The organism is Mycobacterium nebraskense, from assembly GCF_002102255.1.
Taxonomy (GTDB): Bacteria; Actinomycetota; Actinomycetes; order Mycobacteriales; family Mycobacteriaceae; genus Mycobacterium; species Mycobacterium nebraskense.
Genome location: NZ_LQPH01000171.1, coordinates 23,124 through 43,836, shown reverse-complemented (window position 1 = coordinate 43,836; position 20,713 = coordinate 23,124). Strand labels below are relative to the sequence as shown.

Here is a 20,713-nt window from a genome sequence, read left to right as displayed (position 1 = left end):
ATTTGCCCGGCGCTGCGCGCCCTACCCGACGGGGACCACCAATGCGGTGGCGATGGCTGCACGGCCCTCGCCGCGACCGGTCAGGCCCAGCCCGTCGGTCGTCGTCGCCGACACCGAGACCGGGGCGCCCAGCAGCTCCGAGAGCACGTGCTGCGCCTCGGCGCGGCGCGGACCGATTCTCGGCTGGTTGCCGATCAGCTGCACCGCGGCGTTTCCGACCCGAAAGCCGCCCTTCGTTACCAAGTCGACGACGTGGCGCAGCATGTCGGCGCCGCTGACGCCTTTCCAGCGTGGGTCGTCGACCCCGAAGACCGCGCCGATGTCACCCAGCCCCGCGGCCGATAACAGCGCGTCGCACAGCGCGTGCGCCCCCACGTCACCGTCGGAGTGACCGGCGCAGCCGTCGGCGCCGGTGAACAACAGACCCACCAGCCAGCAGGGCCGGGCGGGTTCGATCGGATGCACGTCGACGCCCAGGCCGACCCTTGGAATCCGAAGCTGCCCGCTCACCGGCGCACGATCGCTTCGGCCAGCAACAGATCGAGCTGGGTGGTGATCTTGAACGCCAGGGGGTCGCCGTCGACGACCTGGACCTGGCCACCGACGTGCTCGACGAGGGACGCGTCGTCGGTGAAATCGGCCGTGCCCGCGCGCTGGTACGCGCGCATCAGCAAGTCACGGGCGAAGCCTTGCGGCGTCTGCACGGCGCGCAGGCCGGCCCGCTCGGGCGTGCCCAGGACCACGCCGTTGGCGTCCACGGCCTTGATGGTGTCATGCAGCGGCAGCGCGGGCACGACGGCGTTGTGCCCGGCTCGCAACGCGTCCACCACGCGCACGATCAGCGCGGGTGGTGTCAGGGCGCGGGCGGCGTCGTGCACCAGCACGAACTCGGGGTCACCGGCGAGGGCGGCCAGCGCCAGGCTCACCGACGTGGTGCGGTCGGCTCCGCCGGCGACGACTGTCGCTCGTTCGCCCAGGGTGCGCTTGGCCTCATCGGCCCGGGCCGCCGGTACCGCGACCACCACGTGATCGACGACCCCGGATTCCAGCAAACCGCTGACGGCGCGGTCGAGCAGGGTGCGCCCGTCGACTTCGCAGAATGCCTTCGGGATGCCGGCGCCCAATCGCTCCCCCGACCCTGCGGCCGGGACTACTGCGACGACTGTGCCCGAGGAGACCGTCCCCGTGACCACCGAAGAGTCAGGGCCTTCAGGAAGCGGCGGCCAGAACCTCGTCGAGGATGGTTTCCGCTTTGGCGTCGTCGGTGCTTTCGGCGAGCGCCAATTCGCCGACCAGAATCTGGCGGGCCTTGGCCAGCATGCGCTTCTCGCCGGCGGACAGACCACGTTCCTGGTCGCGACGCCACAGATCGCGCACCACCTCGGCCACCTTGTTGACATCGCCGGAGGCCAGCTTTTCCAGATTGGCCTTGTAGCGGCGCGACCAGTTGGTCGGCTCTTCGGTGTGCGGAGCCCGCAACACCTGGAACACCTTGTCGAGGCCTTCCTGCCCGACGACGTCGCGGACACCGACGTACTCAGCGTTGTCCGCGGGAACTCGAACTGTGAGGTCTCCCTGCGCCACCTTCAAGACGAGATATTCCTTTTGTTCCCCTTTGATGGTGCGGGTTTCGATCGCCTCGACTAACGCAGCACCGTGATGTGGGTAAACAACGGTGTCGCCGACCTTGAAGATCATCTGATTCGAGCCCCTTTCGTTACTTCATCCTAACACGGCCGCCCAATCGCGCGTGGAGCAACGATGCAGGTCAGGGGCACAACACGCGCAGATTAGGGGTTGACAGGGGGAGCAGAACGTGCAGTGATGCACATTACCAATGCCTTCATTCGGCCCCGAGAGCGGCCCCGGCGCGGCCGCGGTTGGGCTTTGAAGGGCCCCGCGAGAGGGCTCCCGGGCTGGTCTTACGCCCCGCGCTATCGCGCGCGAAGCCTTCCTACTACTGTGCATAGTTGCATCAGTCGAACCGGCCTAGCAGGAGGCATTGAGTGAACCGCTTCGAGATCAGCCTCCCCCTGCGGGCGCCCGCACTGACCGTCCGGGCCGCGTTCGTCGGCCTCATCGCGGTGGTGGCGGTCCTGCTCAGCGGTTGCGGTGCCGGTCAGGTCTCGCAGATGGCCGTCCAGGAGCCGGCCATCAACGGCAACAAAGTCACGTTCAACAACGTGGCGCTGCGCAACATCCGTATGCAGGCCGCGCAGACCGGTGACTTCGTGCATCCGGGGCAGGCGGTGGACCTGCTGCTGGTGGCCGTCAACCTGTCGCCGGACGTGCCGGACCGATTGGTGAGCATCACCAGCGACGTTGGCTCGGTCGCCCTGAGTGGAGACGGTCGACTGCCCGCCGGCGGCATGCTGTTGATCGGTACGCCGGAGGGCCAGAAGGTGGCCCCGGGCCCGATGGGTTCCAGCAATGCGGCCAAGGCGACCGTCACACTGGCCAAGCCGATCAGCAACGGCCTCCTGTACAACTTCACATTCAATTTCGAGAAGGCCGGTCAGGCCACCGTGCTGGTGCCGGTTTCGGCCGGACTGGCCTCGCCGCAGCAAAGCTAGACGGGCGCAACCGCCTGTCATAGCGGCGATTTGTCGTACCGCCTCGATACCGTCATGGCGTGGCAAATGCGCGCTCCCAATACCGCTGCTCCGAATGCCAGCATGTCACCGCCAAGTGGGTGGGCCGCTGCTTGGAGTGCGGCACCTGGGGCACCGTCGACCAAGTGCCGGTGCTCAGCGCGGTCGGCGGACGTCGCGCGGGGCTGGCTTCGGCTTCGCGGCCGGTCCCGATCACTTCCGTCGAAGCCAACGCCAGCCAGCACCGCTCAACTGGCATCGGTGAGCTCGACCGGGTGCTGGGGGGCGGCGTGGTGCCCGGTTCGGTCACGCTGCTGGCGGGTGATCCCGGCGTGGGCAAGTCGACGCTGCTGCTCAAGGTGGCCCATCGCTGGGCGCTTTCGGGCCAGCGCGCGCTGTACATCTCCGGCGAGGAGTCGGCCGGCCAGATCCGGCTGCGTGCGGACCGGATCGGCTGCGGCGGCAAGGATGCCCAGGAGGTCTACCTGGCCGCCGAATCCGACGTCCACACGGTGCTCGACCACATCGCGACCCTGCGGCCCGCGCTGGTGATCGTGGACTCGGTGCAGACCATGTCCACGACGGAGGCCGACGGCGTGGCCGGCGGGGTCACACAGGTGCGCGCGGTCACCGCCGCCTTGACCGCGGCCGCGAAGGCCAACGGCGTCGCGCTGATCCTGGTCGGCCACGTCACCAAGGACGGGGCCATCGCCGGGCCGCGCTCGCTGGAACACCTCGTCGACGTGGTGCTGCATTTCGAGGGCGATCGCAACGGGTCGCTGCGGATGGTCCGCGGGGTCAAGAACCGGTTCGGCGGGGCCGACGAGGTCGGCTGTTTCATGCTGCACGACAACGGGATCGAGGACGTGTCCGACCCGTCGAACCTGTTTCTCGATCAGCGGCCGGCGCCGGTCGCCGGGACCGCGATCACCGTGACGCTGGACGGCAAGCGACCGCTGATCGGGGAGGTCCAGGCGCTGCTGGCGACGCCCGGGGGCGGCTCGCCGCGCCGTGCCGTCAGCGGGATCGACCACTCCCGGGCCGCGATGATCAGTGCCGTGCTGGAGAAGCACGGCAGGCTGACCGTCGGTGTGCACGACATCTACCTGTCCACAGTGGGCGGCATGCGATTGACCGATCCCTCCTCGGATCTGGCCGTCGCGATGGCGCTGGCCTCGGCCTACTCCGATCTGCCGTTGCCGACGACGGCGGTGATGATCGGCGAGGTGGGGCTGGCGGGCGATCTGCGCCGGGTCAGCGGCATGGAACGGCGGCTGGGTGAGGCCGCGCGCCAGGGATTCAGCATCGCGCTCATCCCGGACGGCGACGACCCACGACGCGAGATAGTGCCCAATGGGATGCGGGCGCTGCGGGCACCGACCATCGTCGCGGCGCTGCAACACATGAAAGCCATCGCCGGGCCCCGCAACGGCTGGACGCACGACGCGGTGGGGCCGCACAATGACACGCTGTGACTCGTCCGACACTGCGTGAGACCGTCGCCCGCCTGGCGCCGGGCACCGGGTTGCGCGACGGCCTCGAGCGCATCCTGCGTGGCCGCACCGGTGCGCTGATCGTCCTCGGCAACGACGAGGCCGTAGAGGCCATCTGTGACGGCGGATTCGCGCTCGACGTCCGGTACGCGCCGACCCGGCTGCGGGAGCTGGCGAAGATGGACGGCGCCGTCGTGCTGTCCACCGACGGCAGCCGCATCGTGCGGGCCAACGTGCAGCTGGTGCCGGACCCGTCGATACCCACCGACGAATCGGGAACCCGCCATCGCTCGGCGGAACGGGCGGCGATTCAGACCGGTTACCCGGTGATCTCGGTGAGCCACTCGATGAACATCGTGACCGTCTACGTCGGAGGGGAGCGCCACGTGGTGGCCGATTCCGCGACCATCCTGTCGCGGGCCAACCAGGCGATCGCGACCCTGGAGCGATACAAGACCAGGCTCGACGAGGTCAGCAGGCAACTGTCGCTCGCCGAGATCGAGGACTTCGTCACGCTGCGCGACGTGATGACGGTGGTGCAGCGGCTCGAGCTGGTCCGGCGGATCGGCCTGGTGATCGACTACGACGTCGTCGAGCTGGGCACCGACGGGCGCCAGCTGCGGCTGCAGCTCGACGAGCTGCTGGGCGGCAACGACATCGCGCGGGAACTGACCGTGCGCGACTATCACGCCAGCCCCGAGCCGCTGTCGAAAGCTCAGATGACCGCGACCCTCGACGAGCTGGACGCCCTCTCCGACACCGAACTGCTCGAACTGACCGCGTTGGCAAAGGTTTTCGGCTACCCGACGACGGCGGAGGCGCAGGATTCGGCGGTGAGCCCGCGCGGCTACCGCGCGCTGGCCAGCATCCCGCGGCTGCAGTTCGCCCACTCCGACCTACTGGTCCGGTCGTTCGGGACGCTGCAGGGCCTGCTGGCGGCCAGCGCCGGCGACCTGCAGTCGGTCGAGGGCATCGGTGCGATGTGGGCCCGCCACGTGCGTGAGGGTCTATCGCAGCTCGCGGAGTCGACTATCGCCGACCCGCTCAGCTAGCCGGCTGGGAGCGGCGCGACCGGCGGTGCCTCCGGCGGCGGCGCGGCGGCCGGCTGACCCGGCCCAGGCACCGGGCCCGGCGGCGGTGGCGGCTGGTTCATGACGAACGGGACCGGCTGGGAACGCAGGTTACCCAGCTGCACGACGAGGTTGTAGGTGCCCGGCCCGATCGCCGGCCGCGGCAGCGGGCAGTGCGGCGCCGACCCCATCCCCGTCCACGTAACCGCGGTCGTCACCTGCTCGCCCGGGGTGAAGGTCTTGATCAGCGTCTCGTTGGACGGCGCGCAGTCCAGGTTCGACCACAGCCGCTTGTTGTCCAGCGAGTACACGTAGGCCGCTAGCACCGCGGCACCGACGTCACGCTTGCAGGACACCAGGCCGATGTTGGTGACGACCATGGTGAACTTCGGCTGATCGCCGATGAAGTATTGCGGCGCGTTGGTCAGGCCCTTGACGGCCAGCGTCGAATCGGGGCAGTCGTCGCCCTCTTTCAGCACCGGCGGCGGCTGCACCGCGGCGGTCGGGGTGGGCATCTCCGGGTTCTGCCCCTGTTGGGGAACCGGGGTGGGCTGCTCCCCGGGCCCGGCAGGCGGGGGCGCCTGCGGCGCGGGCGAGCCGGGCTTGCTCTGAGCGGAATTGGGCTTGTCGGCACTGGCGGGCTTGGCGCCCCCGTTGTGCCCCATGAAGGCGATGACCGCGGCGACCACGATCCCCACCACGACGACCGCGACGCCCACGGCCAGGCCACGGCGCCGCCAATAGATCTCAGTAGGTAGCGGGCCACGCGGTTCCAGATCCAGCACGTTTGCAGCGTAGGTCCAGGTCACGTCGAGTTGCCTGACCCGCCCCGGCGTGTCGCGGGGTTTGCTGGCTGACCGCCGTGTTAGTGACGGCCGCGCTGGGCCCCCGAAAACCCGCTATTCGCCGATATCACCGACGTGGTCGCACAGTGCCGCCCGCCCGTCGGCGAGGTGATAGGTGGCGCCCGCTATCGCCAGGGTGCCGGCACGCACCCGTTCGGCGATCGCGGTTGAACGCGACATGAGCTGAGCAACCGTCTCGCGTACATGTCGTTCCTCGAACTCGTCGACGCGACTGAGGCCTTCGCGACGGCCCATCAGGATCGAGGGCGCGACCCGTTCCACCACGTCGCGCACGAAACCGCCCGGTATCGCGCCGTCTTTGATGGCTGCGAGGGCGGCCTTGACGGCACCGCAGCTGTCATGACCCAGAACGACGATGAGCGGCACGTCGAGGACCGTCACCGCGAACTCGATGGAGCCCAGCACCGCCGAGTCGATCGCCTGTCCCGCGGTGCGCACCACGAACATGTCACCCAGGCCCTGGTCGAAAATGAGCTCGGCCGCCACCCGGCTGTCCGCGCAGCCGAACACGACCGCGGTCGGCTTTTGCCCATTGGCCAGACTGGCCCGGTGTTCCACACTCTGGCTGGGATGCTGGGGCTTCCCGGCGACGAATCGCTCGTTACCCTCTTTGAGTGCTTTCCACGCGGTCACGGGGCTGGTGTTAGGCATGGCTGACATCATGCCGCATCCGCCGGTAAACGGTCGGCCAAATATTTCGGCCGATGAGTTGCTCGAGTGGTACGGACGATCCCGCCGCGACCTGCCTTGGCGGGAGCCCGGCGTCAGCGCATGGCAGATCCTGGTCAGCGAATTCATGCTGCAGCAGACACCGGTGTCGCGGGTCCTGCCGATCTGGTCGGACTGGGTGCGGCGGTGGCCCACCCCGTCGGCCACAGCCGCCGCCAGCGCCGCCGACGTGCTGCGCGCGTGGGGCAAGCTCGGTTATCCGAGGCGGGCCAAGCGCTTGCACGAATGCGCGACCGTCATCGCGCGCGACCACGGCGACGTGGTTCCCGAGGACGTCGACACCCTGCTGACCCTGCCCGGCATCGGCAGCTACACCGCGCGCGCCGTCGCCTGTTTCGCCTACCGCCAGCCGGTTCCGGTGGTGGACACCAACGTGCGTCGGGTGGTGGCCCGCGCCGTGCGCGGGCTGGCCGACGGCGGTTCGGCGTCGGCGGTGCGCGACATGGCCGACGTCTCGGTGCTGCTGCCCAGAGATGAAACGGCGCCGCAGTTTTCCGTCGCCCTGATGGAACTTGGCGCGACGGTCTGCACCGCACGAACGCCCCGGTGCGGCTTGTGCCCGCTGGCCCGGTGCGCGTGGCGGGACGCAGGCTATGCCCCAGCGCAGGGGCCGGCTCGGCGGGTGCAGACCTACGCCGGAACCGATCGGCAAGTCCGCGGACGCCTGCTGGACGTGTTGCGCGGCAACGACTCCCCGGTGACCCGTGCAGAACTGGACGTGGCGTGGTTGACCGATACTGCCCAGCGCGACCGAGCGCTGGATTCGTTGCTGGCCGATGGCCTGGTGACGAGGACGGTCGATGGCCGTTTCGCATTACTGGGCGAAGCGTAGTTGCGCCGGATCAGAGGTCTTCAGAGGTCATTGCCCGCGTAGGACTGGTTGAAGCTTTTGTTGGCCAATGGAAAGTCGGGGACGATGGTGTCGGCCATCGCGACGGGCAGCGCGGGCCAGTTGAACCATGATGGGTCGACGATCTTCGCGCGGGTGATCCGATTGGCGGCGTCGATTTCCACGCGGTGGACGATGGTGCCGCGCCAGCCTTCGACGATGCCAATGCCGCTGCGGGAGGCGTGCGGCACCGGTGCGCTTTCGGCGTGTGCGGTTGGACCGCTGTGTGATTCGATCAGATGGCAGGCCAGCTCGGTGGAAGCGGCGAATTCGTCGCGCCGCACGGTGTAGCGGGCCAGCACGTCGCCCGCGGCGGCTTCGACCTCGGTGACGGGTAGTGCGGTGGTGGGGTGCTCGAGCCGGGCGTCCGTGCGCATGCCGCTGGCCCGCGCGACATAGCCCAGGCACCCGAGGGCGTGAGCGTCGTCCTGCTGCAGGACCGCCGTCCCGGCGAACCGGTCGTACACCACGGTGTTCTGCAGCGTCAGTTCGGCGACCTCGGCGACGTCGCTTGCGATACGTCGCAGTGCGGTGACATCCGGCAGCGCCTGCACCGCGACCGCGCCCGGGCGGATCGCGCCCCGCAGCAGGCGATTCCCGGTGACGACGGCGTTGAGTCGCAGCAGTTGTTCGCGGATGCGTTGAGCGTGCGCGTGGGCGATCCCGAAACCGACGTCGTTGGCCAGCGCGCCCAGATCGGCGGCGTGGTTGTAGAGCCGCTCGAGTTCGACCAGCAGCGCCCGCAACCGGTGCATCTCGTCGGGCAGTTCGATCCCGAGCGCGTCTTCGATGGCGAGGCAGTGGGCGAGCGCGTGCGCGATGGAGGTGTCGCCGCTGACGCGTTCGGCCAAATCGACTGCACCGCCGGGTGGCCGGCCCTCGAACAGCTTCTCCAGCCCCCGGTGGACGAACCACAGTCGGGCCTTGAGTCGCAGCACTGTTTCGCCGGCGACCCAGAAGCGGAAATGGCCGGGTTCGATCAGCCCCGCGTGCACGGGACCTACCGGGATTTCGTACACCCCGGGTCCCTCGACGGTGACGAACGGGAAACGGCCGGCGCCGTCGAATTCGGGTGCGGGCGGCGCGTCGCCGCGCATGGGATACCAGTCCTCGGGCCAGTGGGCATGCCGCACCAGTCGCCGCGCTTTGGGATGCCCGACGCACCGGACCCCGTACAGGTCGGCCATTTCTCGCTCGAACCGGCCGGCCGCAAACGACAGATAGGCCAGCGATCGAATCGCCGGATCACCCTTCGGCACAACGCATTCGAGTTCGACACGGCGATCCGGCCAGCCCGCAAGGAACAGGTAGACGACACGGAAGGCGGCGCCGTCGTCGTGCGCGGCCACCAGGCCCAGACGAAAGCCCTTGCCCAGCAGGTCTTCTGCCGTCTCGGCCAGCCTGTCCTGAGATAGCCGGTGGCGCTGCCATTGCGGCCTCACCGCGGTCCTCCGACCTCACTGGCGGCGGTGGTGAACAAGCCGGTGAGCGGGCCGGCGGTGACACCGAGGGCGATCGATGCGGCAATGCCGACGAGCAGCGCGGCCGCCACCGTTCGCGGGACGGCGATTTCGGGTGCGGTGGTCGCGCCGCCGAGCAGGATGCGGCCCGAGTTGCGGGCCAGCGCGGCGAAGGCGACCGCGACCAACAGCATGCCCGCGGCGAGGGCCCAGGTGAGCCGGGCGTCGGCGAGCGAACGGCCGATGGCCAGCTCGCTGGCGAACATTGCGAACGGCGGCAGGCCGAGCAGCACGATCACACCGACGGCGAAGGACACCCCGATGAGGCGTGAGCGCCGCAGCACGGCCCTGATGTCGGCGATTGCGGTGGAGTTGTGAGCGGTCTGCAGTTGGCCGCTCGCCAGGAAGAGGACCGTCTTGCCGATCCCGTGGGCGAGGACGTGCAGCAGCAGCGCGGCGATGGCCAGCGAGGTTCCGGCCGCCGCGGCGATCGCGATCAGGCCCATGTTCTCCATCGAGGAGTAGGCGAGCATGCGTTTGATGTCCGGTGTCACGGTCAGCATCAGGGCCGCGACCACCAGCGTCGCCAGCCCGATCGCCAGCAGGCCAGACCGCATGAAGGTGGGCCCGGCGGCCGTGTCGATGATCGGCTTGAGGCGAATCAGTACCGAGAAGGCCACCGACAGCAGCACCCCGCTCATCAGCGCGGAAACCGGTGCGGGGGCCTGGCTGTGGGCGTCGGCCAGCCAGGTGTGGAACGGAAACAACCCGACCTTCGCGCCGTAGCCGATCAGCAGCAGCCCGCCCGCCAGTCGAGCGATGTCGGGATCGAGCCCGCCGGCATGTGCCGTCAGCACGTCGAGGTTCAGGGCGGCGGCGGCCGGCGCGCCGGCGTGCTCGGCGGCGTAATACAGCAGCACCGTGCCGAGAAAGGCGATGGCGATGCCGACCGAGCAGATGACGACGTACTTCCAGGTCGCTTCGAGCGCGCTCCGGGTTCTGCGGTGACCGACCAGGAAGGCGGTGATCACCGTCGTCGCTTCGATCGCGATCCAGATCACGCCGATGTTGTTGGCGCACACCGCGACCACCATCGCCGCCAGGAAGGCAGCCGTCAGGGCCCCGTACACCCGAGCACCGCGCATGTCGGTGTGGCCGTGTGCGAGTTCGGCGTCCAGGTAGCCGATGCTGGCCCAGGTGGCCAGTGTGGCAACGGTTCCGATGACGATCAGCATGGTGACGGTGAGCGCGTCGACACGCAGCAGCCCGCCCAATGCGAACCGGGTGCCCGATCCGACCCGGAACGCGAGCGCCACGGCGCATGCGAGCACCGCCACCGCCGAGAGCACGATCAGCGTCGCGGTCGCCCGGCGCCACCCGGCAATCAAGACGGCGACCGAGGCACCAACCGGGGTGAGGATCGCGGCGAGCAGTAAACCGGTCATCAGTCGTGCAGCTCCTGCAACGCGTCCAGGTCGGCACCGCCGAAGGCGCGAGACAGCCGGCCCGTCAGGACGCCGATCACGATGATCGCGAACAACACGTCCAGCGAGGCGCCGAGTTCGACGATCAGCGGCACTCCCGCGGTGAGCAAAAACGCGGTGGCGGCGATTCCGTTGTCCAGCATGAGGAATCCCGCGGCCTGCGACACCGCATGCCTCCGCGTGACCATCACCAGCAGCGCGATGAGCACCACCGCGGTAGCGGCCGGGACCGCGGTGGTGGTCGCACCGGGCTGCAGATTCACCAGGGGCCGAGTGGCGGCGAACGCGGCCAGCGTCAGCGCGGCGGTGATGAGTAGCGACGTGGCGGTGTTCACCAATGGGGTGGCTTCCCGGCGCGATTGCGAGCCGGCGCCGACCGCGCGGGCCAGCAGCCGCGGCAGCACCGCGACCCGCAAGACCAGCACGGCCACGCCGACACCGATGAGCGCACCGTCGCCGTCGTATACCCCGCGCAGGATGGGAATGGCCGCCAGAGCGACGCCCTGCCATGCCAGCAGGCGGATGATGGCAACCAGGTCGCGGCGCCACACGATCAGCACGGCGGCCAAGAGCAGCCCGCCGGCGGCGAGGTCGACGAGTACCGAAAACGTGCTGTACGTCATGTCGGCACCACGAAGAAGTTGGCGGCGACGACCGCGAGCAACGCCAATAGGAACGATCCGGCCAGCAACTCGGGCACCCGGAAGAGCCGCAGCTTGGCGACGAACACCTCGACGGTGGCCAACAGCCCCGCCAACAACGCGACCTTGACCACCACCGCCGCGACGCCGACGACGACGTCAACGGCGCCGGGCCGGTCCCCCGCAATGCCCCAGGGCGCGAACAGGTTTGCCAGCAGCGCCAATAGCACGGTAAGCCGCATGCCGGCCGCCCACTCGACGAGCGCCAGACGCGGACCGGCGTATTCGAGGATCATCGCCTCGTGGACCATCGTCAGCTCGAGATGGGTGGCCGGGTTGTCCACCGGCAGCCGTCCGGTCTCGGCGACGATCACGATCACCAGCGCGGCGAACGCCAGCACCGCGGCCAGTGACACCACCTGCCCGGGATGGGCGATCGTATGCGCCACCAGGGCACCAAGATTGGCCGATCCCGCCGGCATGGACAGGGCAAAGACGGCCAGCAGAATGGTGGGTTCGACCAGTGCGGCGATGGTGATCTCGCGGCTGGCGCCCATGCCCCCGAACGAGGTGCCGGTGTCGATGCCGGCCAGGGTCAACGCGACGGTGCCCACGAACAGCAGGCCGACCACGGCGAACAGGTCGGCGCTGGCATCCAGTGGCGATCCGGTGGCCACCAGCGGTGCTATCGCGGCGATCAGCAGTGTGGTTCCGGCGACGATCGCGGGTGCGGCCACGAACACCACCGTCGTCCCACGCGGGGTGATCTGTTGTTTGCCAAGCTGTTTGACGATGTCGCGCCACGGTTGCAAGATGCCGGCGCCGGCGCGGCCTTCCCAGCGCGCACGCACTTGCCGGGTCAGGCCTACCACCAGCGGCGCCCCGGCCATCACGCCGACGATCTGGATCGCACCCGCGAGGTAGGAGAGGACGTTCATCGGGCGACCACCAGGACGATCAGCACACCGAGCGCACCGTAAGCCAGATACAGGTGCACGCTGCCGGTGTGGGCGCGCCGCATCAAACCCGCGGCGGCAGCGACCGCCCGGATCACCGGCGCGTAGCAGCGTTCCTCGATGGCATCGCCGATTCTGGTGCGGTAGGTGATTTTGTCAGCCAGATAACGCGACTCGGCAGTGTGAGTGACTTCGATGTCGGTGTCGGGACGCAGGACGTCGTCGAAGACTCGTTGCAGCGGCTCGGCGAACGACGTGGCGGTGTACTGCATCCGCTCGGTGAGATCGTCTGCGCCACAGGCCCACAGCGGCAACGTTGCGGATGCCGGACGTCGGCTCCGGCGCCAACGCGCCAGCAGCGCCGCGGTCAGCGTAGCCACCCCGATGCCGGCGGCGATCGCGCCGGGGGCGATCGACCCCTGCAGGCCCGGCAGGCGCACCACGGCCCCGAGATCGGTGAATGGCACTGCCCGGGCAGCCGGTAGCGCGGAGATTGCCGAGCGCAGCGCGGGTGCGAGCAACGCGGGTGCCACGGCCAGCATCAGACAGGCCGCCGCCGCGACTGCCATCGCGGCCAGCATGGTGCCCGGCGCCTCTCGAGCCTGAGCGGCCTGCTCGGAACGCGGCCGCGCCAAAAATCCGATCCCGAACGCCTTGACCATTGCCGCAACCCCCAGACCCGTGGTGAGCGCGACCGCGCCCACCGCCAGCGGCGTGGTCAACGCCAACACGGCGGAATGCTCTCGGGCCGTGTGGATCAGCGACTGCACCAGCAGCCACTCGCTGACGAACCCGGCGCCCAGCGGCAGCCCGGACGCCCCGAGCGCGGCCACCCCGAACAGGGTTGTCGTCACCGGCATCCGGCGGGCCAGGCCGCCCAGCCGGTCGAGGTCACGCAGCCCGGTCTCGGCGAGCACCGATCCCGCGGCGAGGAAGCCGAGGCTTTTGAATGCCGCGTGCGCGACGAGGTGCAGCATGGCAGCGGCCGCGGCGATCGTCGCCGGCCCGTGCACGCCGGCGGCCGCGAACAGGGTGGCGGCTCCCAATGCCAAGGTGATCAGGCCGAGGTTCTCGGTTGTCGAATAGGCAAGTAGCCGTTTGAGATCCGTGGCCACCGAGGCTTGCACCACGCCGTAGAGCGCCGACACCCCGCCCACGGCCATCAAGGTGAGCCCCCACCAGCGCGGCCCCGGTCCGAGCAGCTGCAGATCGACGCGGCAAATGCCATACACCCCAAGGTTGATCATCGCCGCGCTCATCAGCGCCGACACGGGGCTCGGCGCCTCCGGGTGGGCGCGCGGCAACCACGCGTGCAGCGGTACCAGTCCGGCCTTGGAACCAAACCCCGCAAGCGTCAACAGGAACACGACGGTGCGCGCGCCTTGTGGTATCCGGTGCAAGTCGGCGAACCGGTCCGCGCCACCAGCCGCCGACAACATCATCAGGCCGACGAATATCGCCACGAACCCCAACTGGGTCATCACCGCATACACCAACGCGGCGGAGCGCACCTGCGGGTGGGTGTGGTGGGCGAGCACCAACACCAACGACGCGACCGCCATCAACTCCCACGCCAGCAGGAAGGTGGTGACCGACCCCGCGGCGGGCACCAGCAACATCGCCGCGACAAACGCCGGCAAGACGGCCAGGGTGATGGGTCCCAGCTGTTCGCGCCGGGCGTACCCGATCGTGTACAGCCCGACCACCACAGCGACCGCCCCGGTGAGCGCCATGAAGAATCCGCCCAGCGGATCGAGACCCAGCTGGACGCCCGCCAGCGGAAGCAACCATCCGATGCGGACGGCGCGCACCGAACCGAACATTCCCAGCGCGCCCACCCATACCCCGCCCGCACCCAGCAGCGAGGTCAGCACGCCCGCGCAGATGGACCCGGAGTCGTTGCGGCGCATCAGCTTTGGTTCGGGCACCACTCTGGTCGCCAGCCCCGCGGTCACTTGCCGGTCACCGAACGCAGAGCCGCGACGATCTGGCTCGGCGTCGGCGGGCATCCGGGGATTTCCACATCCACCGGCACCACTTCGCCGACCGCGCCCGCCACACCGTAGGCGTCGGTGAAAACGCCTCGGTTGATGGCGCAGTCCCCGCAGGCGATCACCAGCCGCGGCCGCGGCGTGGCCTCGATCGTGGTGCGCAACGGGTCGGCCATGTTGTGTGTCACGACGCCGGTCACCAGCAGCGCGTCCGCGTGCCGCGGCGAGGCCACCAGCCGGGCACCGAACCGCTCGGCGTCATAGACCGGCCCGAACGCACCCGCGATCTCCACCTCGCACCCATTGCACGAACCCGCGTCGACGTGCCGGATCTGAAGCGAGCCACGCACACCGGCAGGCGGCTTGGCCGTCTGCCCCGGTGCGGCTGGCGCCGGTTCTGCGATGCGACCGACCCGCAACGCTTTGCTGATCCAGCCCATGGGCGCTACTCCGCGCCGCCGGCGCGCAGGCCTTCCAGCATCGCCACGCGGTCGCTGAGCACCCCGCTGAGAACCTTGCGTGCCACCATCAGCAGTTCGGCGATGTCCGGGAAGGCGATCGAGTAGATCATCGTGTTGCCGTCCCGCAGCGCGTCAACGACACCGGCTCGGCGCAGAACGCCGAGCTGCTGCGACAGATTCGATGCCTCGAGCCCCACCTCTGGCAACAGCTCGGCGACCGACTTGTCGCCCGCCACGAGCAGCTCCAGGATCCTGATCCGCGCCGGGTGCCCCAGCGTCTTGAAGAACTCGGCCTTGAGCTGGTACAGCGGCTCCGCCACCACAAAATCTCCTGAAGACTACAAGCTTTCTATGTTCGAACAATTGAAGAATTTATCATATGGTGCTGCGCGACTCACATCGAGCGGTCAGACCGCGGCGAGACTCAGTCGCGTGCAGGCAACGTCGCCAAGAAAGATTCGACCGCCTGGCGGTACACGTCCGGCGCTTCGTCGTGAACCAGGTGGCCGGCTTCCGAAACGCGCAAATAGGTTGCGACGGAGTTTGTTTCGGCCATTTCCCGCATCTGCCCCGGCGGTGTGACCGAGTTGCCGGCCTCGATGAGCAGCGCCGGGACCCGCACCGCCTGCCACTGCTCCCAGTAGTCGCGGGTGCCCCATTCGGCTGCGATCTGGATCCAGCGCGCGGTGTGGCCGTGCAGCCGCCACCCGGTTTCGGTGCGGTCGAAGGCCTCCAGGAAATACCGCCCGGCAACCGGCCCGAACTCGTCGAATACCCGCTCTGCGGAATCGAATTCGACGGGGAGGGCGTGCAGCCACGGCTCCCATGGACCGGTGGTGCGGCCACGGAAGTCCGGGGCCATGTCCTCGAGCACCAGCGCGGAGACCAGTTCCGGACGCCGCGCGGCCAGACACCACGAGTGCAGGGCGCCCATCGAATGGCCGACCAGCGTGACCGGCGTTTCCAGCGTGCTCACCGCGTCGGCCAGGTCGGCCACGAACCGTTCGGTGCTGATCGGGTGCGGGTCGTCGACGCCGCGGCCCCGATGCCACAAGGCGTCGTAGGTGTACACGGCGCCCAGCCGAGTCAGCCACGGAAGTTGCCGCGACCACGTGGTGCCCCGCCCCATCAGGCCGTGTACCAGCACCAACGGCTCGCCTTGCCCCCCGCGGCAAGTCAGCAGATCACCGGGCATGTCACCATCCTGCGTGCCCCGCCCTGCAATTGGACAGGCCGGGCGAAGGGGTAGCCTAGCGGCATGCCGCCAGTGGTGAAGATCAACGCAATCGAAGTACCCGCCGACGCCGGCCCGGAGCTGGAGAAGCGGTTCGCGCACCGGGCGCACGCGGTCGACAACCAGCCCGGCTTCCTCGGGTTTCAGCTGCTGCGCCCGATCAAGGGCGAGAACCGCTACTTCGTCGTGACACAGTGGGAGTCCGAAGAGGCATTTCAGGCGTGGGCACAAGGGCCTGCCATTCAAGCCCATGCCGGTGAGCGGGCCAATCCGGTGGCGACCGGCGCCTCGCTGCTGGAATTCGAGGTTGTGATGGACGTTGCCGGCAACAAGCAGGCTGGCTAGCGGGTTCTCGGCCCGGCGCCACGCTGTGGCGTTGAGTGCCGCCACCGCACTGGTAGTCACGTTCTCACCCGGTTGCGCCCCCTCCCCCTCACCGCAGGCAAACGCGGCCAACCCCGGCCGGCAGATCGATGTCCGGACACCGCCGGGTATCCGGGCCCAGCAGACGCTGGACATGCTCGACTCGGACTGGCCCATCGGCCCGGTCGGCGTTGGCACGCTGGCCGCGCCAGACATGGTCAAGCCGGTGCAGACCACCATGGAGGCGCTGTGGTGGGACCGTCCGTTCACCCTCAATGGCGTGGATCTGGGCGCCAGCGTGGCCACGTTGCACCTGACGTCCTCCTACGGTGCACGACAGGACATCCGCATCCACACCGACGACGGCGGGTGGGTCGATCGGTTCGACCTCGAGACGCAGGCGCCCAAGATCAATTCCTGGCACGACATCGATGCGGTGTTGAGTAAGACCGGCGCCCGCTACTCCTACCAGGTCGCCAAGGTCGACAACGGGCACTGCGACCCGGTTGCGGGCACCAACACCGGTGAATCTTTGCCGCTCGCATCGATTTTCAAGTTGTACGTGCTACACGCCCTGGCGGGCGCCATCAAGGATGGAACGGTCTCCTGGGACGACCAGCTGACCGTCACCGACAAGAGCCGCGCGGTGGGCTCGTCCGGTCTGCAACTGCCTGCCGGCGCCCATGTCTCGGTTCGGACGGCCGCCGAGAAGATGATCGCGACCAGCGACAACATGGCGACCGACCTGCTGATCGGAAAGATGGGCACACACGCCATCGAGGAAGCACTCGCCACGGCGAACCACCACGACCCGGCCAGCATGACGCCCTTCCCCACGATGTACGAGCTGTTCTCGGTCGGCTGGGGTAAGCCGGATCTGCGCAGTCAGTGGCAGCACGGGTCACCGCAAGTTCGCGCCCAGCTGCTGGAGCAGGCGAATTCGACTCCCTACGAACCCGATCCGATCCGCGCGCACACCCCGGCCTCGTCCTACGGAGCGGAGTGGTACGGCAACGCCGAGGACATCTGCCGGATCCATGCGGCCCTGCAGGCCGACGCCGTCGGCAAGGCCGCACCGGTCAGACAGATCCTCTCCGCGGTGGCGGGCATCCAGCTGGACCGCACCGTCTGGCCGTACATCGGCGCGAAAGCCGGCGGCCTGCCGGGTGATCTGACCTTCAGCTGGTACGCCGTCGACAAGACGCAGCAGCCCTACGTGGTCAGCTTCCAGCTCAATTGGCCACGCGACCACGGGCCGACCGTGACCGCGTGGATGCTGCAGGTCGCCAAGCAGGCCTTCGCGCTGATCGCACCGCGATAGCCGTTACAGGAGCGGCGCCCAGGGACCGTTGCCGAAGTGCCGCGCGGTGTAACACCGATGCGCCACAACGACTTCCGGAGCACATCGTGCCCCCACAACCACCACCCTCTTACCCACGGATCGCGACACGATGCGGGCCCCGGATAGGCGGCGTTTGCGACGGTCGCGATGGGGACTAGTTTCACTGCATGCCACAAGAACACGTCGCATCACCGTTGATGCTCGAGCTCGAACCGGTCGTCACCGACACCTACTCCCGCCACATCGAGACGGCCACACCCTGGTATCCGCACGACTTCGTGCCATTCGATCGAGGTCAGAATTTCAAGTCCCTTGGCGGCCACGACTGGGATCCCTCTCAGGTCACGCTGCCGGACCATGTCATCGACGCGCTAGAAATCATGTTGATCACCAAGGACGGCTTGGTGGGCCAACACCACCGGCTGGCCGAGCACTTCATCCTGGCGGGATGGTGGGGCAAGTGGATCGGCCGGTGGGCGGCCGACGAGAATCTGCACGCATTCGCACTGCGGCAAAACCTCGTACTGACCCGCCAGATCGACCCGATCGTCAACGAGATGGTCCGCGTCGAGCATGTGACGAAAGGCCAAGACGCCGACGACCACACCCAGGTTGAGGCCATGGTGTTGATGGCGCTGCGGGAATGCGCCCACGCGGTGTTCCTGCGGCGGCTGGCCACGCGAATCGATGAGCCTGTCCTGCGCCGCCTTGTCGACGTAATCGCCGCCGACGACGAGCGCCACGAGATGTTCTTCGCCGAGATCGTCCGGGCCTGCTTGCGGATTGTGCCCGCCGCGACGATCGCGGCGATCGTCGCCCGCGCGCTCGAGCTGGAGGTGGTCGGGGCAGATATCGACCGGTATGAGGGCAAAGTCCGCAATGTTGCCAATAGCGGCATATTCGGCCAGGACATCCTGCGCGACTTGATTTCGGACCGCATCAAGAAGTGGAATTTGGCGGAGCTTCCCGAGCTGAGCAACTTCGTCGTCGCCTGAGCCGATCTTCAAGGTGCCCCGTTGGGCCGGCGGGCAACGCAGTGACGCGCACCACATACGACGCGGGACTTTTGGCCCTTTCGACACGCTCGTCGCCCGACGAGACTGCGGTATTTGCCAGAGTCGAGGGAGCGGACGAAAAGAGGTAACACGGTTTTGTATGTGCAGATGAGCCACGGTCGGCAGCAACCCGAATTCGCAGGGCCTCACGATGTTCTCGACCGAACCGGTCACGCATGCGGCGGCGCGAAATGATCGAGGACTCGAGCACGGCGGCGCTGATACCGCCCCGCGAGGCAATCCAACTCGATGAACGCGAGGCGATGCGGTTGCTGGCCAGTGTCGACCATGGGCGGGTGGTATTCAACGACAAGGCGCTGCCAACGATTCGCCTGGTCAACCATCTCGTTGACGGCGGGCGGATCATCGTGCGTACCCGCCTGGCGGCCAAAGTGTCCATCGTGGTGCGAACGGGCACCAACGCCGGTGTGGTGGTGGCCTATGAAGTCGACCGCCTCGATCCCGAGCGGCGGGCGGGCTGGAGCGTGGCAGTCACCGGGTGGGCCACCACGATCACCGACCCACGGCAAGTCGCGCGCTACGAACAACTCTTACATCCGTGGGTGAACATGACCATGGACACCATGATCGCGATCCAACCCGAGATCATCACCGGCATCCGCATCGTCGACGCTGCCGGAAAATAGCCCGTGCGTCGGACGCGGCCGTAACGGCAAGACAGATCCTTTCGATACGCCGTCGGCACGGCCGTGTCGCGACGCTTTCGTGCCAATCGCGCCCCGTTAGGGCTACAGGCGCAACGTCCAGTGACCGTTGCGGAAGTGCAGCCCGGTGCGACTCATCGGCGCAACGTCGATGCGCCAGAACGATTTCGGGGGCAGGTCGAGGCCTTGCAGGATCGCCGCCCGGATCACCGCGGGGTGGGTCACCGCCACCGCAGGCGAGGCGCTTTCGGTCAGCGAGTCCAGCCATCGGGCCACCCGCTGGGTGAGGTCGATGATGGACTCGCCGCCGTGCGGCGCCCTTGTAGGATCGGTCAGCCAGACCGTCAGGTCGCCGGGGGGCACGTCCTGAAGCCTTTTTCCCTGCCAGCGACCGCAATTCAGGTCGGCCAGCAGCGGGTCCGCTGTGGCGTCCAACCCCAGCAAGTCCGCCGTTTGGCGGGCACGGTGCTCGGGCCCGGTGAAATGTTTTGCGCCGCAGCCCAATTGATCGACAACGGCTTCGGCCTGTCGACGGCCGATGTTGTTGAGGGGTTCGTCGCCGGGGAAATGCGTGGCCGCCATGGCGTCCGTCATCGCGTGCGATACCAGGGTCAGCCGGACGACGTCCGTCACGCCGCGATGCTCGATGCCCGTCCGCTCTCGGCCCGCTCCCCGAGCAGCCGGCCGGCGAGCGCCGCAAACACCACGCCGATGGTCACCCACAGCACCAGCTGCGTGGCCAGAGACAGCAACCTGAATTCGTAGAGGACGTCGGCGGGAAAGCCCGGATAGACGATCGCGCCCGACGCGTCGCGCAGCGGTTCGGGTATCTCGTCCACGTTCGGTAGCAGCACCACCATCACCGCGACGGCCCCGACGTATGCGCCCGCCGTGAGCAGCCGCCCGTTCCACGCGCCGAACCGGGCCGTCAGCCCCCGCGCCAGCCACATCGCGGCGACCGCCAGCGCCACCGATGCCAGCACCATCACCAGGTACCAGCCGGTGCGCGCCCCGATCGTGTCCGCCTGCCCCACCGACGGTGGATTCGGCGGATACTTCACGAACGGCACCAAGTACACCGCGACGAACGCGGCCGCCGCGAGCAGCAGCGAAAGCGCCCGCGCCCCAACGTTTGTCACGCGCGCGGCAACCACACAGAACAGCACGCCGAACAGCGCGCCCATCGCGACGCCGAAGATGAGCACACCGAAGCCCAACCCGGCGTTGGATTGCACCCCGCGGCTGAACAATTCAGCGCCGTGCTCGTGCACGCCATGAGCGTTCTCGGCGTCGGTTCGCCCGTCCTCGAAGGCGATCGCGCGGCCGATCACCGGCTCGGCGAACAGGCGGGCGAAGACGAACGCCACCACCGCGCCGATTGCACCGGCCAGCAGGCCGCGTCCGATCAGACGCTTCTCCACGC

At 68.4% G+C, this 20,713-nt stretch carries 23 protein-coding genes; 8 read left to right on the top strand and 15 right to left on the bottom strand.

Features of this window, described 5'->3' with window-relative positions; translation table 11 throughout:
- Positions 1-21 precede the first annotated feature (21 nt).
- The 3 genes from ispF to carD are packed head-to-tail and all read right to left on the bottom strand — an operon-like array spanning position 22 to position 1,698.
- Positions 22-510 carry a 2-C-methyl-D-erythritol 2,4-cyclodiphosphate synthase gene (ispF, locus tag AWC17_RS26335; protein WP_046184389.1) on the bottom strand — a complete coding sequence of 163 codons (489 nt, stop codon included), beginning with the start codon at positions 508-510 and terminating at the stop codon, positions 22-24.
- Positions 507-1,193: a 2-C-methyl-D-erythritol 4-phosphate cytidylyltransferase gene (gene ispD / locus AWC17_RS26330; RefSeq protein WP_046184390.1), complete on the bottom strand. Its 687-nt coding sequence runs from the start codon at positions 1,191-1,193 to the stop codon at positions 507-509. Before ispD ends, ispF begins: the two co-directional genes overlap by 4 nt.
- 16 nt (positions 1,194-1,209) lie before the next feature.
- A complete protein-coding gene (gene carD / locus AWC17_RS26325) occupies positions 1,210-1,698 on the bottom strand; it encodes an RNA polymerase-binding transcription factor CarD (RefSeq protein WP_007166539.1) in 489 nt (162 codons plus the stop codon).
- 308 nt (positions 1,699-2,006) lie between these two features.
- Here carD and AWC17_RS26320 point away from each other — a divergent pair, with 308 nt between their 5' ends.
- The 3 genes from AWC17_RS26320 to disA are packed head-to-tail and all read left to right on the top strand — an operon-like array spanning position 2,007 to position 5,136.
- Positions 2,007-2,573 carry a copper chaperone PCu(A)C domain-containing protein gene (locus AWC17_RS26320; protein ID WP_046184391.1) on the top strand — a complete coding sequence of 189 codons (567 nt, stop codon included), beginning with the start codon at positions 2,007-2,009 and terminating at the stop codon, positions 2,571-2,573.
- 59 nt (positions 2,574-2,632) lie between these two features.
- The gene (radA, locus tag AWC17_RS26315; protein ID WP_046184392.1) at positions 2,633-4,066 is read left to right on the top strand and encodes a DNA repair protein RadA; all 1,434 of its coding nucleotides are present in this window, start codon (positions 2,633-2,635) and stop codon (positions 4,064-4,066) included.
- A complete protein-coding gene (disA, locus tag AWC17_RS26310) occupies positions 4,063-5,136 on the top strand; it encodes a DNA integrity scanning diadenylate cyclase DisA (protein ID WP_046184393.1) in 1,074 nt (357 codons plus the stop codon). The genes radA and disA overlap by 4 nt, the downstream gene beginning before the upstream one ends.
- Here the strand turns inward: disA and AWC17_RS26305 are convergent.
- Entirely contained in the window at positions 5,133-5,939 is an 807-nt protein-coding gene (locus tag AWC17_RS26305) for a hypothetical protein (protein ID WP_141224803.1), read from the bottom strand. The genes disA and AWC17_RS26305 overlap by 4 nt on opposite strands.
- A gap of 114 nt (positions 5,940-6,053) precedes the next feature.
- Positions 6,054-6,671, bottom strand: a complete 618-nt coding sequence (locus AWC17_RS26300) for a carbonic anhydrase (protein WP_046185913.1) — start codon at positions 6,669-6,671, stop codon at positions 6,054-6,056.
- Here AWC17_RS26300 and AWC17_RS26295 point away from each other — a divergent pair.
- Positions 6,670-7,581: an HhH-GPD family protein gene (locus AWC17_RS26295; RefSeq protein ID WP_046185914.1), complete on the top strand. Its 912-nt coding sequence runs from the start codon at positions 6,670-6,672 to the stop codon at positions 7,579-7,581. The two genes, AWC17_RS26300 and AWC17_RS26295, sit on opposite strands and share 2 nt — an antisense overlap.
- Positions 7,582-7,601: 20 nt before the next feature.
- Here AWC17_RS26295 and AWC17_RS26290 read toward each other — a convergent pair whose 3' ends face one another.
- The 8 genes from AWC17_RS26290 to AWC17_RS26255 all read right to left on the bottom strand — a co-directional run bounded on the left by AWC17_RS26290 (position 7,602) and on the right by AWC17_RS26255 (position 15,826).
- Positions 7,602-9,080 (bottom strand): hydrogenase large subunit, encoded by a 1,479-nt coding sequence (locus AWC17_RS26290; protein WP_046185915.1) that lies wholly within the window; start codon positions 9,078-9,080, stop codon positions 7,602-7,604.
- Positions 9,077-10,543 carry a proton-conducting transporter transmembrane domain-containing protein gene (locus tag AWC17_RS26285; protein WP_046185916.1) on the bottom strand — a complete coding sequence of 489 codons (1,467 nt, stop codon included), beginning with the start codon at positions 10,541-10,543 and terminating at the stop codon, positions 9,077-9,079. Before AWC17_RS26285 ends, AWC17_RS26290 begins: the two co-directional genes overlap by 4 nt.
- Positions 10,543-11,205, bottom strand: coding sequence for a hypothetical protein (locus AWC17_RS26280; RefSeq protein WP_046185917.1), 663 nt, complete (start codon positions 11,203-11,205; stop codon positions 10,543-10,545). The genes AWC17_RS26285 and AWC17_RS26280 overlap by 1 nt, the downstream gene beginning before the upstream one ends.
- Entirely contained in the window at positions 11,202-12,161 is a 960-nt protein-coding gene (locus AWC17_RS26275) for a respiratory chain complex I subunit 1 family protein (protein ID WP_046185918.1), read from the bottom strand. The genes AWC17_RS26280 and AWC17_RS26275 overlap by 4 nt, the downstream gene beginning before the upstream one ends.
- Complete coding sequence (locus AWC17_RS26270; protein WP_085165498.1) at positions 12,158-14,089, bottom strand: proton-conducting transporter transmembrane domain-containing protein; 1,932 nt, start codon at positions 14,087-14,089, stop codon at positions 12,158-12,160. Before AWC17_RS26270 ends, AWC17_RS26275 begins: the two co-directional genes overlap by 4 nt.
- A 41-nt stretch (positions 14,090-14,130) precedes the next feature.
- Complete coding sequence (locus tag AWC17_RS26265) at positions 14,131-14,610, bottom strand: NADH-quinone oxidoreductase subunit B family protein (RefSeq protein WP_046184292.1); 480 nt, start codon at positions 14,608-14,610, stop codon at positions 14,131-14,133.
- A 5-nt stretch (positions 14,611-14,615) separates the two neighbouring features.
- Positions 14,616-14,954 carry a lsr2/espR transcriptional regulator gene (locus AWC17_RS26260; RefSeq protein ID WP_141224802.1) on the bottom strand — a complete coding sequence of 113 codons (339 nt, stop codon included), beginning with the start codon at positions 14,952-14,954 and terminating at the stop codon, positions 14,616-14,618.
- Positions 14,955-15,055: 101 nt separating this feature from the next.
- Complete coding sequence (locus AWC17_RS26255; RefSeq protein WP_046184291.1) at positions 15,056-15,826, bottom strand: alpha/beta fold hydrolase; 771 nt, start codon at positions 15,824-15,826, stop codon at positions 15,056-15,058.
- 63 nt (positions 15,827-15,889) lie between these two features.
- On the opposite strand from AWC17_RS26255, the gene mhuD reads away from it, so the two are divergent.
- From mhuD to AWC17_RS26235, 4 genes are all read left to right on the top strand, one after another.
- Positions 15,890-16,210, top strand: coding sequence for a mycobilin-forming heme oxygenase MhuD (gene mhuD / locus AWC17_RS26250; protein ID WP_046184290.1), 321 nt, complete (start codon positions 15,890-15,892; stop codon positions 16,208-16,210).
- The gene (locus AWC17_RS26245; protein WP_046184289.1) at positions 16,185-17,549 is read left to right on the top strand and encodes a serine hydrolase; all 1,365 of its coding nucleotides are present in this window, start codon (positions 16,185-16,187) and stop codon (positions 17,547-17,549) included. Before mhuD ends, AWC17_RS26245 begins: the two co-directional genes overlap by 26 nt.
- 188 nt (positions 17,550-17,737) lie before the next feature.
- The gene (locus tag AWC17_RS26240) at positions 17,738-18,565 is read left to right on the top strand and encodes an acyl-ACP desaturase (protein WP_046184288.1); all 828 of its coding nucleotides are present in this window, start codon (positions 17,738-17,740) and stop codon (positions 18,563-18,565) included.
- A gap of 251 nt (positions 18,566-18,816) precedes the next feature.
- Positions 18,817-19,272 (top strand): pyridoxamine 5'-phosphate oxidase family protein, encoded by a 456-nt coding sequence (locus AWC17_RS26235; protein WP_046184293.1) that lies wholly within the window; start codon positions 18,817-18,819, stop codon positions 19,270-19,272.
- A 102-nt stretch (positions 19,273-19,374) separates the two neighbouring features.
- Here AWC17_RS26235 and AWC17_RS26230 read toward each other — a convergent pair whose 3' ends face one another.
- Entirely contained in the window at positions 19,375-19,923 is a 549-nt protein-coding gene (locus AWC17_RS26230; protein ID WP_046184287.1) for a histidine phosphatase family protein, read from the bottom strand.
- The gene (locus AWC17_RS26225; protein WP_046184286.1) at positions 19,920-20,711 is read right to left on the bottom strand and encodes a CbtA family protein; all 792 of its coding nucleotides are present in this window, start codon (positions 20,709-20,711) and stop codon (positions 19,920-19,922) included. Before AWC17_RS26225 ends, AWC17_RS26230 begins: the two co-directional genes overlap by 4 nt.
- Positions 20,712-20,713: the final 2 nt, after the last annotated feature.